The following is a 14,776-nucleotide window of genomic DNA, read 5'->3' as shown; positions in this document are numbered from 1 at the left end:
GTGTCATGGCAAAGGAAATCGACCGGGTTCGTGCGCAGAGCGCCCTCGCGGTCATCAAGCAGCACCCGGGCATGGTGCTGTTCGCGTTGTCGCCAGTCCTCGTCGTGCTGGGTGTGGTCTGGTGGCTGATGGGCCCGGGCTGGGCCGGGCTCCTGCTGGTCGCGCTCATTCTGGTCGGCGGCGCGGCGCTGTTGCTCAAGCGGTAAGCACGCGCACTTGATCTGCGGTGTTCGCCGGTGGTGAACGCTGCTCTACCGGCAATGTAACGGTGTAATCATGTAATACATGAAGCAACATCATCAACACGGCCGCGGCGGCTGGCAACAGGCCCAGCAACCACCGGCCCACGACGCACCCGAATGGTTCGCCGGGCGGCTGCCCGACACCTGGTTCGCCGGCGACCCGACAGTTGTCGTCGACCGCGAAGAGATCACCGTCATCGGACGGTTGCCGGATCCCGCCGAGGGAGAGAGCGAGGCTAGAGCCTCCGGCCGGGCCGCCCGCTTCCGCGAAGAGACCCGCGGTGAGCGCATGCGGATCGCCGACGAGGCGCAGAACAAATTCGGCCGCAAGGTCTCCTGGGGTGTGGAGGTCGGAACCCCCGCGGAGCGAATCCTGTTCACCCACATCGCCGTTCCCGTCATGACCCGGCTCAAACAGCCCGAGCGGCAGGTGCTGGACACCCTCGTCGATGCCGGCGTGGCCCGGTCCCGCTCCGATGCACTGGCCTGGTCGGTCAAGCTGGTCGGTCAGCACACCGAGGAGTGGCTGGGCAAGCTGCGGGATGCCATGAAGAACGTCGACGATCTGCGCGCCGAGGGCCCGAACCTATAGGTTTTTCCTCCGCCGACACTACGGTTTTTCGTGCGTTTCCGACGATTTCACGCGAAAACCCGTAGTCTCGGCGAGTCTCAGGCCTGGGTCATCTCCCAGTACCGGCCGTGGCGCGCCATCAGCTCTTCGTGGCTGCCTCGTTCGACGATCCGGCCGGCGTCCATCACCAGGATCAGGTCGGCGTCGCGAATCGTCGAGAGCCGGTGGGCGATGATGAAACTGGTTCGGTCCCGGCGCAATACGTTCATCGCATGCTGGATCAGCAACTCGGTCCTGGTGTCCACCGAACTGGTCGCCTCGTCGAGCACAAGCAGCGCGGGGCGGGCCAGGAACGCCCGCGCGATCGTGATCAACTGCTTCTCGCCTGCGCTGATGCTGCCCCCGTCGTCGCTGACGCGAGTGGCGTAGCCGTCGGGCAGCGTGTGCACGAACCGGTCCACATGGGCGGCGCGCGCCGCCGCGATCACGTCCTCCTCGCCGGCATCTGGCCTGCCGTAGGCGATGTTGTCGTAGATCGTGCCGCCGAACAGCCAGGTGTCCTGCAGCACCATGCCTATCGACGACCGAAGGGATTCGCGGCTGACGGTCGAGATGTCCACGCCGTCGATGCGGATCCGGCCGGAATCCACGTCGTAGAACCGCATCAGAAGATTGACCAACGTGGTCTTGCCCGCTCCGGTCGGCCCGACGATGGCCACCGTGCTGCCCGGTTCGGCCGTCAGCGACAGGTCCTCGATCACCGGCGTGCCCGGCCGGTAGCTGAAGCCGACGTGATCGAATTCCACCCTGCCGCGGCGGATGTCGAGCCGCCGGGGTGGGTCTGGCGGCTCCTCGGCGGTGTCGAGCAGTTCGAAGACCCGCTCGGCGCTGGCCACCCCGGACTGCATGGTGTTGTACATCCCGGCGATCTGGGTGAGCGGTTGGTTGAACTGCCGCACGTACTGGACGAACGCCTGGATGCTGCCGAGGGTGATCTGCCCGGTGGCCACCTGCAGGCCGCCCACCACGGCGACGGCGACGTAGCTGAGGTTGCCGATGAACATCGTTGCGGGGGAGACCAAACCGGAGAAGAACTGTGCGGCGAAGCTCGACTGGAACACCTCGCCGTTGAGCTCGGCGAACCTCTGCCGGGCCGCGGCCTGGTGACCGAAAGTCTTGACGATGGTGAAACCGCTGTAGGTCTCTTCGATGTGGGCGTTGAGCCGCCCGGTGTTGCGCCACTGCGCGACGAACAGCCGCTGCGACCGCCGCGCGATCCAGCGGGTCACCCACAACGAGAGCGGCACCGTGATCACGGTCAGCACAGTGAGCAACGGTGAAATCGTCAGCATCATCACCAGCACGGCGAGCACTGTGAGGACCGCGCTCATGAGTTGATTGATGGTCATCGACACCGACGACGAGATGTTGTCGATGTCGTTGGTGACGCGGCTGAGCACCTCGCCGCGCTGGCGGGAGTCGAAGTAGGACAACGGCAGCCGGTGGATCTTGTTCTCGACGTCGGCACGCAGCGCGGCCATGGTTCGTTGTACGACCGCCACCAGCAGCCGGGCCTGGATCCAGACGAACAGGGCGGCAAGCAGATACAGGCCCAGGGCCAGGGCCAGGGTGTGCGCGACGGCGGTGAAATCCACGCCGTGACCGGGGATCACGTTCATGCCGGACAGCAGGTCGGCGAACGTGGTGTCACCGCGGGCGCGCGCTGCCGCGACGGCTTGGTCCTTGGTGAGGCCCGCGGGCAGCTCGCGCCCGATCACGCCGTTGAACAGCAGATCGGTGGCGTGGCCGAGAATGCGTGGGCCGATCACACCGATCGCGACGCCCGCGACACCGAGCATGATCACCGCGATCGCCGGCCCGCGTTGCGGCACCAGCAGTTTGACGAGCCGCAGCGCCGAGCCGCGGAAGTCGCGCGTGCGTTCGGCGGGCGCGGCGAGCATCGCGCGGCGCGCGGACGGGATCGTCATGAGCGCTCCCCGGCGCCCACCGACTGCGACTCGACGAACTCGGCGTACGTGGGGCAGTCGGCCAGCAGCGTGTCATGGGTTCCGACGCCGACGATGCGGCCGTCGTCGACGACGACGATCTGGTCGGCATCGATGACCGTGGAGATGCGCTGCGCCACGATGAGCACCGTCGCCCCGCTCGACACGGCCCGCAGCGCATCGCGCACCTTGGCGTCGGTGTGGACGTCGAGCGCCGAGAACGCGTCATCGAACAGGTAGATCGCGGGCCTGCGGATCACGGCCCGCGCGATGGCCAGCCGCTGCCGTTGCCCGCCGGAGAAGTTGATGCCGCCCTGGGCTACCGGCATCTGCAGTCCTTCGGGGTGGGCACGCACGAAGTCGTCGGCGGCCGCGACCCGCAGCGCCTCCCACATGTCGTCGTCGGTCAGCTCCTGTCCCGGGGCCGCGCCGTAGCTCAGGTTTTCCGCGACCGTGCCGGTGAACAGGTAACCGCGCTGCGGCACCAGGCCGATCGTCGACCAGAGGTCCTCGATGTCGCGATCGCGCACGTCGACGCCGTCGACCAGGACCGCACCTGCGGTGACGTCGTAGAGCCGGCAGATCAACGACAGCAGCGTCGACTTGCCCGATCCCGTCGAGCCGACCACTGCGGTCGTCGTCCCGGATTGTGCCGTGAATGAAACACCCTGCAGTACAGGGCGATCCGCCCCCGGATAGCTGAAGGTGGCCTTGTGCAGGGTGATTTCGCCGGTGCGGGCCAGCGGCTGCCGTGGGTGCTCGGGGCTGGTGATCGCGGGCGAGGTGTCCAGCACCTCGGTGACCCGTTCGGCGCACACCGAGGCCCGCGGAAACAGCACCAGCAAGAACGTCGCCATCAGCACGGCCATCAGGATCTGCATGAAGTAGGCCAGGAACGCGATCAGCGAACCGACCTGCATGTGGCCCGCGTCGATCCGCAGCCCACCGAACCAGATGAGGGCGACGCTGGAGACGTTGATCACCAGCGTGGTGACCGGGAGCATCAGCGCCTGCCAGCGACCGCCCTCGATCGCGGTGCCCGCCAGCGCGTCGTTGGCTTCGGCGAACCGGACCCGTTCGACGGGTTCGCGGGAGAACGCCCGGATCACGCGGATGCCGGACAGCTGGTCGCGCATCACCCGGTTGATGCCGTCGATGACGCCCTGCAGCCGGCGGTAGACGGGCATCAGGCGCTTGATGATCGTGTAGTTCGCCAGGGCCAGGGCGGGCACGCTGACCAGCAGCAGCCACGACAGGCCCGCGTCCTGGTGCACGGCCATCGCGATGCCGCCGATCGACATGATCGGCGCGGTCACCAGCATCGTGCAGGTCAGTTGTAGCAGCTGCTGGATCTGCCCGACGTCGTTGGTGGTGCGGGTCAGCAACGTCGGGGCCCCGAATCGCGCGGTCTCGGCGGCGGAGAACGTGGTGACGTGATGGAAGATCGCCGAACGCAGATCGCGCCCGAAGCTCATGGCGGCCCGCGACCCGAAGAACACCGCAGCGACCGAGCACAGCACCTGCAGCGCGGTGACGCCGAGCATCACGCCGCCCAGATCGACGATTCGACCGGTGTCGCCCTTGGCTACCCCGTCGTCGATGATCGCGGCGTTGACCGTCGGCAGATACAGCGACGCCAGAGTGCTCACCACCTGCAGCGCGGCCACGGCGGCCAGCAGCGACCGGTACGGCCGCACGTACCGCCGCAGCAGCGCCCAGAGCATCCAGCTACTGTCGCACACCGAGACGGCGCGGAACCTGTCTGGCTGCTGACCGGAAAGTGAGTTGGAAAGTCCTGGTCAATCGGCATGTCGGTGGTTGCGCTCACAGGGTGCAGCTACAGTGCATGGCGTGACTGGACGCACGACCGCCACGCGACGGACCCGCACCGCCACTCGGTTGGCAGTGCTGGCTGCCGTGGCAGTCCCGGTGTTCGCCGCCTGCTCGGGTGCCGGTGACTCGGCAGGGCCCGGCGCGTCGCAGCCTGCCTCGCCGTCCCCTTCCGCCGCGGCCAAGCACGGGCCATTCTTTCCGCAGTGCGGCGGGGTCAGTGACCAGACCATCGCCGAACTCACCCAGGTGCAGGGCTTGGTGAACACCGCGGCCAACTCGTCGGGATGCCAGTGGCTGCAGGGCGGCAGCATCCTGGGTCCGCACTTCTCGTTCACGTGGTTCCGCGGCAGCCCGATCGGGCGGGAACGCAAGACCGAGGAACTGTCGCGCACCAGCGTGGAAGACATCAACATCGAAGGACACGGCGGTTTCGTGGCCATCGGCCAGGACCCGCTGCAGAACACGTCCAACCTGTGTGAGGTCGGTATCCAGTTCAACGATGACTTCATCGAGTGGTCGGTCAGTTTCGACCAGAAGCCTTTCCCCGAACCGTGCGGCGTGGCCAAGGAGCTCGCCCGCCAGTCGATTGTGAACTCGAAATGAGCGTGCGCAGGGGTCGCAAAGGACTCGCCGTGACGGTGGCCGCGCTGGCCGTGTTCGCCGGGCTCACCGGCTGCACCCGCACGGTCGAGGGCGTCGCGGCCAAGGAGGGCTCCAGCGGCGGGCCGAGCAACAACAAGTCCGAGAAGCAGTACCCCAACCTGCTCAAGGAATGCGACGTCCTGACTCAGGACATCCTGGCCAAGACCGTCGGTGCCGACCCGCTGGACATCCAGAGCACCTTCGTCGGTGCGGTGTGCCGCTGGCAGGCGGCCAACCCGGCGGGCCTGATCGACATCACCCGGTTCTGGTATGAGCAGGGCAGCCTCGACAACGAACGCAAGGTCGCTCAGCAGCTGCAGTACGGGATCGAATCCCGCCGCATCAACGGGGTCGACTCGATCATCATGAAGCCGAACAGCCCCAACGGCGCGTGCGGTGTGGCCAGCGACGCTGCCGGTGTGGTCGGGTGGTGGGTGAACCCGCAGGCGCCGGGTATCGACGCTTGCTCCATGGCGGTCAAGTTGATGGAGCTCACGCTCAACACCAACTCCTGAGCCTCAGCGCGGTACGTGGAAGTCGACGAGCTCGGCGCCGCCGAGAGTCAGTTCGTCCCAGCCGCTGCCGGTCCGCAGCACCGCGATGGCCGACGTGGGGAATTTCAGCGAAATCTCTTGTGTCAGCGTGGTATTGCTCCCGTCGGACAATCCGAGCGCGGTCGCCGACATGGCCGGTTCGTGGCCGATCAGCAGGACCGTGGACACGTCGGTGCCGAATTGTGATTCCACGCCGTTGATCACGTCGATCACGGTGCCCGCCGTCGCGTCGTAGATGCGGTCTACGTAACGCACCGGTGCGTCGATCCCGGTGCGCGCCAGCGTCTGACGGGTACGCGTCGCGGTCGAGCACAGCACGGCGTCGATCGGCGGCAGATTGGCGCGGATCCAGTCGCCGGCCAGCGCGGCCTCCCGGATTCCGCGGGCGGCCAGCGGGCGCTCATGGTCGGCCACGCCGTCGGGGTAGTCGGATTTTGCATGGCGCAACAGCAGCAGGGTGTTGGTGCTCATCGCATGAGGTTATCGGGGATCCGGCGCTGGGCCATGCCGATCGACGTCCCCGGACTTGTCGGCGCCCCGACCTACACTCGCCTTGCTCGACGACGAACGACCCGAACGGATCAGAAAGGACGGGCTCTCGATGCGCTTTCTGCACACCGCCGATTGGCAGCTCGGCATGACCCGCCACTTTCTCAACGGTGAGGCGCAGCCACGGTATTCGGCCGCTCGCCGCGACGCGGTGGCCTCCTTGGGTGCGCTGGCAGCCCGCACGGGCGCCGAGTTCGTGGTGGTGGCAGGCGACGTGTTCGAGCACAACCAGTTGGCGCCCCGCGAGATCAGCCAGTCGCTGGAGGCCATGCGCGCCGTCGGCGTTCCGGTGTACCTGCTGCCGGGCAATCACGATCCGCTCGACGCGGCGTCGGTGTACACCAGCGCGCTGTTTCTCGCCGAGCGGCCCGAGAACGTCGTCGTCCTGGACCGGGCCGGGGTGCACGAGGTGCGGCCCGGCCTGCAGATCGTGGCCGCGCCGTGGCGGTCCAAGGCGCCGACCACCGACCTGACCGGTGATGTGCTCGCCGACCTGCCCGCCGATGGCGTGACTCGCATTGTGGTCGGCCATGGCGGGGTCGATGTGCTCGACCCGGACAAGGACAAGCCGTCGCTGATCCGGCTGGCCGCCGTCGAGGCCGCGGTGGCGCGCGGGGCCGTGCACTATGTAGCGTTGGGGGACAAGCACTCTCGCACCGAGGTCGGGTCGACGGGGCGCGTGTGGTACTCGGGCGCACCCGAGGTCACCAATTATGACGACATCGAATCCGATTCCGGCCATGTGCTTCTCGTCGACATCGATGAAGAGGACCCGCAGCGGCCGGTTCGGGTCGGCTCGGAACGGGTGGGCCGCTGGCGCTTCGTCACGCTGCGCCGTGACGTCGACAGCGACCGCGAGGTGGCCGATCTCGACATCAACCTGGATCAGCTGGGCGACAAGGAACGTACCGTCGTGCGGTTGGCGCTGACGGGCTCGCTCACGGTGACCGCCAAGGCAGACCTCGACGCCTGCCTGGACAAGTACGCCCGGTTGTTCGCGGCACTGACCGTGTGGGAACGGCACACCGACATCGCGGTGCTGCCCGCCGACGGTGAGTTCGACGATCTGGGTATCGGCGGGTTCGCCGCAGCGGCGGTCGACGAACTGGTCGCCACCGCGCGGTCTGACGCCGACGGCGCCGAGGACGCGCGGGCCGCGTTGGGTCTGCTGCTGCGGTTGGTCGACACCAAGGGTTCCGATGGGCCGCTTGCGCGAAGAGCAAAGGGAGTGGCGTGAAACTGCACCGGCTCGTCCTGACGAATTACCGCGGAATCACTCACCGCGAGATCGAGTTTCCCGATCACGGGGTGGTGGTGGTCAGTGGCGCCAACGAGATCGGCAAGTCGTCGATGATCGAGGCGCTGGATCTGCTGATCGAGGCCAAGGACCGCTCGACCAAGAAGGACGTCAAGCAGGTCAAGCCCACCCATGCCGACGTCGGCGCCGAGGTGACCGCCGAAATCTCCACCGGGCCATACCGGTTCGTGTATCGCAAGCGGTTCCACAAGCGCGCCGAGACCGAGCTGACGGTGCTGGCACCCAGACGCGAACAGCTCAGTGGCGACGAGGCCCACGAGCGGGTACTGGCCATGCTGAACGACACTTTGGACACCGCGTTGTGGCAGGCGCAGCGGGTTCTGCAGTCGGCCCCGACCGCGCCGGTGGACCTTTCGGGTTCGGACGCGCTGGCTCGGGCGCTGGATGTTGCTGCGGGCCAAGCAGTTTCGTTGTCCGGGGACGAGCCGCTGCTCGTCGAGCGCATCGACGCGGAGTACGCGCGGTACTTCACCGGCACGGGCCGCCCGACCGGCGAATGGGCTGCGGTGATCAAGCGCCTGGCCGAAGCCGACCAGGAGGTGGCCCACCGCGCGGCCGCGGTGGCTGAGGTCGACGACGCGGTGCGCCGGCATGCCGAGTTGACCACGGAGGTGAGCCTCCTGGCTGAGGAGCGGACCCGGGCCACGGTACGGCTGACCGCGGCCCGAACCGCTGCCGAGGCTGTTGCGGCGCTGACCGCGCAGCTCAAGGAGGCCGAGGTGGTGGCCGCTGCCGCCAAGGCCACCCATGCGGCGTCGACTGCGGCACTCACCGAGCGCCGCCGGTTGCGCGCCGACATCGACGAGCGCACCGCGGCCATCGCCGAGCTCACGGCTGCTGTCACGGCCGCCGCGGCGGACGCCGAGACGGCGCACGAGGTCCATGAGGCCGCCGAAGACGCCGCCGAACTGGCCCAGGCAGTGGTACGCGACCGCGCCGACCGGGTCGACGCTGCGCGCGCGACAGTCGATCGGCTCGCTGCGCGCGAGGAGGTCGAGCGGCTGGCCACCCGGCTGGGTCGCATCGACACCGCGCAACGCGAATGTGACCGGATCGGCCGGGAACTCGCGACGATCATCCTCGACGAGACGGCGATGCGGGCCATCGAGACCGCCGCGGTCGCCGTCGAACGTGCGGCCGGGCAGGACGAACTCGCCTCGGCGCGTATCGAACTCGTCGCGGCCACCGATGTCGCGGTGCGGGTCGGTGGAGCCGAGGTGGCACTCGACGCCGGCGCGCAGTGGTCGGTGCGCACCACCGCGCCGACCGATGTCGAGGTGCCGGGTGTGCTCACCGTGACGGTGCTACCGGGCACCCCCGCAGCCGAGACCAGGGCCAAGCTCACCGCGGCACAGGGTGTGCTGGCTTCTGCGCTGGCGGGCGCCGGGGCCGCCGACGTCGCCGCCGCACGGGCGCTCGACGAACGCCGCCGCGAGCTCATCGGGGCCAGGGACCGGGCGCGGGCCACGGTGGACGCGTTGACCGGCGATGACCAGATACCCGCGCTGCGGGCGCGCCTGGCGGGCCTGAGCGCCGACCAGCCCGCCGAAGCGGCACTCTTCGACCTTGATGGCCCTGCCGACATCGCCACGGCCAGAACGGAACTCGATGCGGCGGTCGCGGCTCACCGGCAGGCGGTCATCGACGCGGAAACCCATCGCAAGGTAGCCAACGCGGCCGCGCGGAAGCTCGCGCAAGCAACCACAGGCGCCACAGTGCTGCGCGAGAAGCTCGCCGCGGCACAGGCCGAATTGACCGTGGATACGGGTCGTCTCGCCGCGCAGCGCGCCACCGTCGGAGACGACGAGCTGGCGGTGGCAGCGCAGGCCGACGGTGACCGGGCCGCGTCGGCCGCCGCTGCGGTCACGGCGTTGAGCAGCGAACTGGCTAGCAGCACACCGGATCTCGTGAATGCCGAACTGGCCGCGGCAGTACGCGCTGCCGAAGAACTCGGAGCCCGTCACGATGCGGCGGTCGACGGCTTGCGTGAGGTCGCGGCCCAATTGAAGGTGTACGGCACCGAGGGCCGCAAGGGACAGCTTGACGCCGCCGAGACCGAACGCGAGCATGCCGCGGCGCAGTACCGGCAGGTGCATCGCCGGGCCCGGGCCGCCGAGATGTTGCGCTCGGTGATGAGCAGGCACCGCGACGCCACGCGGCAGCGCTACGCCGACCCGTTCCGGCTCGAAGTGCAGCGCCTCGGTCGGCTGGTGTTCGGTGAGGACTTCGACGTCGATGTCGACAGCGAGCTGCGGATCTGTACCCGCACGGTGTCGGGCCGCACGGTGCCGTACGAGTCGCTCTCGGGCGGTGCCAAGGAGCAGTTGGCCATCGTGACGCGGCTGGCAGGCGCAGCGCTGGTGGCCAAGGAGGACAACGTGCCGGTCATTATCGACGATGCGCTCGGGTTCACCGACGCCGCGCGGCTGGTGAAGATGGGCGCGGTGTTCGATGCGGTGGGCGGCGACGGTCAGGTGATCGTGCTGACCTGCAGCCCGCAGCGCTACGCAGGCGTGGGCGGCGCCCACCACATCGAGTTGTGACGCACATGGTTCACCTGCGCTGTAGGTATTCCATGGCGATGGCACGCAATCGGTGTCGATCGAAGCTGTCCCCGTGGCCCGGATGCACAACGCTGACGTTCAGTTCGATCAGCCGCTTCATGGTGATGCGGTAGTCAGGGATGTTCGAGCCGACGCAGTTGTCGATGAGGATGTCGTCGTACACCACGTCACCGGAGAACAGTGTGCCGTTTGCCTCGTCGAACAGCCCGACGCTGGACGGTGTGTGACCGGGCAGGTGCATCGCCGTGAAGGAACGGTCACCGAGATCTATCCGCATACCGTCACTGAGCCATACGATCTTCGGTGCCGGCTGCAGGCGGTAGTCGCCCGGCACGTAATCCGAGCGGGGTAGGGCGTCCAGCAGTGTTGGGCCGTCGATCCCGAAATCTTCGGCGTTGATACCCAGTTCAGCTGTCAATGTATGCGGGCACAGGCTTCCCGGCGGAGGTGCGTGAAACGGTTCGCCGGGATGTGCCCAGCAGCAATCGAATTCATGGGCGCCGCCCATGTGGTCCAGATGGGCATGAGTCAACACCACGACTGGATCGCGTTCGAACAACTGCGGTAGGTGAGTACGTAGCGAGGCAACGCCGAGACCGGTGTCGACGACGAGGTCGCGATCTCGGCCGCGCAGGTGCCATATGTTTGCGCGGAGCAGATCGTGAACGTATGGTTCGTCGATTCGATCGAGGGTCGGTGTCACCGCGCGCGTGCGAAACCATGGCCGGGCCAACGGAAGTTGCCGGTTCACTGGACACCGGGGTAGCAGCGCTTCGTGACGATGAGGTAGACGCACGCGGAGACGAGCGGGCCGACAATCCAGGACAGGTCCGCGCCACCCAGTGCGCCGGCGAGCGGCCCGGCGAATTCGTTGTTCTGGACGAACAACGCGGCGGCCACTGCGCCGGCCAGAAACGCTGAGATGCCGGCGATATTGAAGCCGCGGGTGTACCAGGCGACGCTGTGGCGGCTCACATCGTTGAGCGAGATGCCGTCATAACGGTTGTGCCGCAACCACTGATCGGTGACGTAGATGGCGACGGACGGACCGACCAGAAGGATGCTCGATTCGAGGATTCCGCTGAGCGCACTGGTGAAATCGGAGACGAACAGCGCATAGCAGGCGAGCGCAGTGCCGAGTAACCCGTCGAACAGCACGGTTACCGAACGGGGCAACGCGATACCGACGGCTTGTAGGTACAGCCCGGACGAATACATGGTCAGCACGTTGTTGGCCATCGAACCGACAACGATCACCAGCAGAAAGACCGGATAGAACCAGGACGGCACGATATTGGCGAGATTGGTTTGCGCATCGGCCATGTCGATGACGGTCCCCGCCAGCACGCCAACCACTCCCAGCGCGACGGAGGGGATGAACCCTCCCAGCGCGGTCCAGATCGCCACAGCCCGCGCTGAGGTGTTGGTGGGCAGGTACCGGGCGTAATCAGGGCTTACCCCCCACGACAGAGGTGCTGCCGCGATGATCGCGGTTCCCGCGGCCATTGTCGCCCACATCGGGCCTGAGCTTGTGTCGGGTCGGTGGGCCCAATCGGCCTGCGCCACTACGAATATGCCCAACACGATCATCACCCCGGCCAGGATCACCGTGAACACGCCGCTCATTCGCATGATGGTCGCGTGGCCGTAGACACTGATCACGAGTGTGACTCCCGCGATCACTACGACAATGGCCACCCGCACTGGTACAGGTAGAGATACGCCCGCAGCTTCGACTACCGCGTATCCGGCCAGTGCGCCGACACAGAGGTTGATGGCTTCGTACGCGATGAATACCGGCCACTGGACGATTCCGAGGTTCAGCCTGTTGCCCGTGATCCCGTACATCGCTCGCATGATGACGCTGCTCGGCGCGCCCGCTGCGGGACCACTGGTGGCCATCACCCCGATTGCGAACCAGAACAGGTTGCCCACCACAACCACAACCGAGGCTTGCCAGACGTTCAGGCCCGACACCGTCAGCACTCCGCCCAGAACTATGTACAGGTAGTTGATGTTGGCGGCGGCCCACACTTTGAACAGGTCCCGAGGCCTGCCGTGACGTTCCTCTGCCGGGATGAAATCGATGCCTCGGGTCTCCACCCTGCCGACGTCGTCGGTGGCCACCTCCCGCTCGCGCATACCGTCCGCCATCCTCGCAGCCTCCTTGTTGGTGCTCACGCCAATAATTATTGGTGTGAAGGACAATAAGCCCTTGACGCTCCGTTGTCATCGGATCGCGGGTGTTAACGTCGGGGCATGAGTGTCACCGCGGCTGCTTCGCGTCCGCGCCGTAAGCCTCCTGAAAAGCGACGGGGCGAGATAGCCGAGGCCGCCGGGCAGATCGCCCAGGAGCTTGGTCTGGCCCAAGTGACCGCCAAGCGGGTGGCCGAGGAGGTGGGCGTTTACCCGGGTCTGGTCAGCCACTATTTTCGTTCGGCCGACGAGCTCGTTGCGGCGGCATTCGCGGCGGTGAACGAACGGCGCCGCGAGGTGTTGGCCGCGAAGGTGGCCGCGGAGTCGGACGGTCCCACGGCTGAGTTGCGGATGTTCCTGCACGAGGCCATCGCGGCGGACCACGACTCCGTCGCATTGCTGTGGCTCGATGCCTGGCGCGAATGCCGACGTCGACCGGTGCTGCAGCAGGAGGTCATCCGGCAGATGGAGATCGACATTGCGAACCTGACCGACGTGGTCGCGCGCGGTGTGGCGGACGGTGAATTTGTCACCGATGATTGCGCCGCGGCGGCGATGCGCATCCTGGCCATGATCGACGGCACGTTCGGTCAAAGCGCTGTGCGCACAGCACTGGCCGGGACGTCCTTGGTGAACTACCCGGTTGTCACCGAAATGCTGTTCCGCACAACAGAACAGGAACTGCGGCTGGACGCAGGCGCTCTCAGCTAGCGGTATGCCCCGTACGTCGGCAACCTGGCCTGCGTGGGCCCGGGCGCTCTAGACTCCGCGACGTGGAAGCTGACTACATCGTCGTGGGCACCGGTTCGGCCGGTGCCGTGGTGGCCAACCGGCTCAGCGCCGACCCGGGTGTCTCGGTGTTGGTCCTGGAGGCCGGCCCGCGCGACCGCAACAAGTTCATCCACATCCCCGCGGCATTCTCGAAGTTGTTTCGCAGCAACGTCGATTGGGACTACCTGACCGAACCGCAGGAAGAACTCGACAACCGCAGGATCTACTGGCCGCGCGGCAAGACCCTCGGCGGCTCGTCGTCGATGAACGCCATGATGTGGGTGCCGGGATTTCCCGCCGATTACGACGAGTGGGGCGACCACGCGGGCGCTGACTGGAGCTACGCAGGCCTGCAGAAGTACCTGACCCGCCTCGAAGCCGGGCCGTTGATGATCTCGCCGCAGCGCAGCCCGAGGAGCTCGACGGCGTCGTGGCTGGCGGCTGCAGCGGAGTGCGGCCACGTGGGCTTCTGTCAGACCAGGGTGACCCAGCGCCGCGGGGCTCGGTTCAGCACCGCGGACGCCTACCTCAAACCGGTTCTGCACCGGCCGAATCTGAGCCTTCTCACCGAATCGACCGCGACCCGACTGGTTTTCGCCGGTGATCGCGTCATCGGCGTGGAATTCGACAAGGCCGGGGTCCGCGACACCGTGACGGCACGCCGTGAGGTGATTTTGTGCGGCGGTGCGATCAACTCACCGCAGCTGCTCATGCTGTCCGGAATCGGTGATCGCGATCAGTTGCAGCAGCACGGCATTCAAGTGCGGCACCACGCTCCGGGTGTCGGGGCCAATCTCCTCGACCACCTGGTGGTGCCGCTGGGCTTCGAGGTAGCCGACGACAGCCTGTTCGCCGCAGAAAAGCCGGTGGAGCTCCTCAACTACCTGCTGCGCCGGCGCGGCATGCTGACCTCGAATGTCGGTGAGGCGTATGGCTTTGTGCGCAGCACACCGGAACTCGACCTGCCCGATCTCGAGTTGATCTTCGCGCCCGCACCCTTCTTCGACGAAGGCATCGGCGATCCGTACGGACATGCCGTCGTGATGGGACCCATCTTGCTCAAACCGCGCAGCAGCGGCACCATCACCTTGCGCTCGGCCGACCCGCTGGCCAAGCCCGTCATCGACCCGCGGTACCTCACCGACGAAGCCGACCGCACGGCGTTGATGGCAGGGCTACGCATATGCGCCGAGATCGCGGGCGCGGCAGCCCTGCGCGGGGTGATCGGCAAGCTGGCCCGTCCGCTGAACGCGACGACGCTCGACGACGAGACACTGCATCGAGCGCTGAACTCGTTGGCGCACACGCTCTATCACCCGGTCGGCACCTGCCGGATGGGCCTCGATGAGGACAGCGTCGTCGACCCGCACCTGCGCGTGCGCGGGGTGCAGGCGTTGCGGGTCGCCGACGCGTCGGTGATGCCAAGTCTGATCCGGGGACACACCCACGCCCCCAGCGTGCTGATCGGGGAGAAGGCGGCCGAGCTGATCGCGGGCTGACGTGTTTGGCCGCCATTGGTGTGGGTATTTA

At 67.1% G+C, this 14,776-nt stretch carries 13 protein-coding genes; 8 read left to right on the top strand and 5 right to left on the bottom strand.

The window, feature by feature from the left end; all coding sequences use genetic code 11:
• Positions 1 to 5: 5 nt before the first annotated feature.
• The gene (locus A5784_RS10450; protein WP_064944832.1) at positions 6 to 206 is read left to right on the top strand and encodes a hypothetical protein; all 201 of its coding nucleotides are present in this window, start codon (positions 6 to 8) and stop codon (positions 204 to 206) included.
• Positions 207 to 285: 79 nt separating this feature from the next.
• Entirely contained in the window at positions 286 to 834 is a 549-nt protein-coding gene (gene abmR / locus A5784_RS10445; protein WP_064944831.1) for an ATP-binding transcription factor AbmR, read from the top strand.
• Between the two features lie 77 nt (positions 835 to 911).
• Here the strand turns inward: abmR and A5784_RS10440 are convergent, their stop codons facing one another.
• Positions 912 to 2,801: an ABC transporter ATP-binding protein gene (locus A5784_RS10440; protein ID WP_064944830.1), complete on the bottom strand. Its 1,890-nt coding sequence runs from the start codon at positions 2,799 to 2,801 to the stop codon at positions 912 to 914.
• The gene (locus A5784_RS10435; protein ID WP_064944829.1) at positions 2,798 to 4,543 is read right to left on the bottom strand and encodes an ABC transporter ATP-binding protein; all 1,746 of its coding nucleotides are present in this window, start codon (positions 4,541 to 4,543) and stop codon (positions 2,798 to 2,800) included. The genes A5784_RS10440 and A5784_RS10435 overlap by 4 nt, the downstream gene beginning before the upstream one ends.
• A gap of 118 nt (positions 4,544 to 4,661) precedes the next feature.
• Between A5784_RS10435 and A5784_RS10430 the strand changes: the two genes are divergently transcribed.
• Both A5784_RS10430 and A5784_RS10425 read left to right on the top strand, forming a co-directional pair.
• Complete coding sequence (locus A5784_RS10430; protein WP_064944828.1) at positions 4,662 to 5,255, top strand: DUF3558 domain-containing protein; 594 nt, start codon at positions 4,662 to 4,664, stop codon at positions 5,253 to 5,255.
• On the top strand, positions 5,252 to 5,809 hold the full coding sequence (locus A5784_RS10425) for a DUF3558 domain-containing protein (RefSeq protein WP_064944827.1): 558 nt from the start codon (positions 5,252 to 5,254) through the stop codon (positions 5,807 to 5,809). Before A5784_RS10430 ends, A5784_RS10425 begins: the two co-directional genes overlap by 4 nt.
• A 3-nt stretch (positions 5,810 to 5,812) precedes the next feature.
• Here A5784_RS10425 and A5784_RS10420 read toward each other — a convergent pair whose 3' ends face one another.
• Positions 5,813 to 6,319, bottom strand: a complete 507-nt coding sequence (locus A5784_RS10420) for a SixA phosphatase family protein (protein WP_064944826.1) — start codon at positions 6,317 to 6,319, stop codon at positions 5,813 to 5,815.
• 130 nt (positions 6,320 to 6,449) lie between these two features.
• On the opposite strand from A5784_RS10420, the gene A5784_RS10415 reads away from it, so the two are divergent.
• Positions 6,450 to 7,634 (top strand): metallophosphoesterase family protein, encoded by a 1,185-nt coding sequence (locus tag A5784_RS10415; RefSeq protein WP_064944868.1) that lies wholly within the window; start codon positions 6,450 to 6,452, stop codon positions 7,632 to 7,634.
• Positions 7,631 to 10,258 (top strand): AAA family ATPase, encoded by a 2,628-nt coding sequence (locus tag A5784_RS10410; protein WP_064944825.1) that lies wholly within the window; start codon positions 7,631 to 7,633, stop codon positions 10,256 to 10,258. The genes A5784_RS10415 and A5784_RS10410 overlap by 4 nt, the downstream gene beginning before the upstream one ends.
• Positions 10,259 to 10,268: 10 nt before the next feature.
• On the opposite strand, the gene A5784_RS10405 is transcribed toward A5784_RS10410, so the two are convergent.
• The gene (locus tag A5784_RS10405) at positions 10,269 to 10,982 is read right to left on the bottom strand and encodes an MBL fold metallo-hydrolase (protein ID WP_156750489.1); all 714 of its coding nucleotides are present in this window, start codon (positions 10,980 to 10,982) and stop codon (positions 10,269 to 10,271) included.
• Between the two features lie 44 nt (positions 10,983 to 11,026).
• Positions 11,027 to 12,460, bottom strand: coding sequence for a purine-cytosine permease family protein (locus A5784_RS10400; protein WP_197514689.1), 1,434 nt, complete (start codon positions 12,458 to 12,460; stop codon positions 11,027 to 11,029).
• A gap of 78 nt (positions 12,461 to 12,538) precedes the next feature.
• Between A5784_RS10400 and A5784_RS39605 the strand changes: the two genes are divergently transcribed.
• Together A5784_RS39605 and A5784_RS10390 are read left to right on the top strand one after the other, a co-directional pair.
• Positions 12,539 to 13,186: a TetR/AcrR family transcriptional regulator gene (locus A5784_RS39605; protein ID WP_064944824.1), complete on the top strand. Its 648-nt coding sequence runs from the start codon at positions 12,539 to 12,541 to the stop codon at positions 13,184 to 13,186.
• A gap of 62 nt (positions 13,187 to 13,248) precedes the next feature.
• Positions 13,249 to 14,745 carry a GMC family oxidoreductase gene (locus A5784_RS10390; protein ID WP_082944749.1) on the top strand — a complete coding sequence of 499 codons (1,497 nt, stop codon included), beginning with the start codon at positions 13,249 to 13,251 and terminating at the stop codon, positions 14,743 to 14,745.
• Positions 14,746 to 14,776: the final 31 nt, after the last annotated feature.

The organism is Mycobacterium sp. 852013-50091_SCH5140682 (genome assembly GCF_001665685.1).
In the GTDB taxonomy this organism is placed as follows: Bacteria; Actinomycetota; Actinomycetes; order Mycobacteriales; family Mycobacteriaceae; genus Mycobacterium.
Note: the sequence above shows the minus strand (reverse complement) of the source record. Positions and strands in the feature narration are given on the sequence as shown.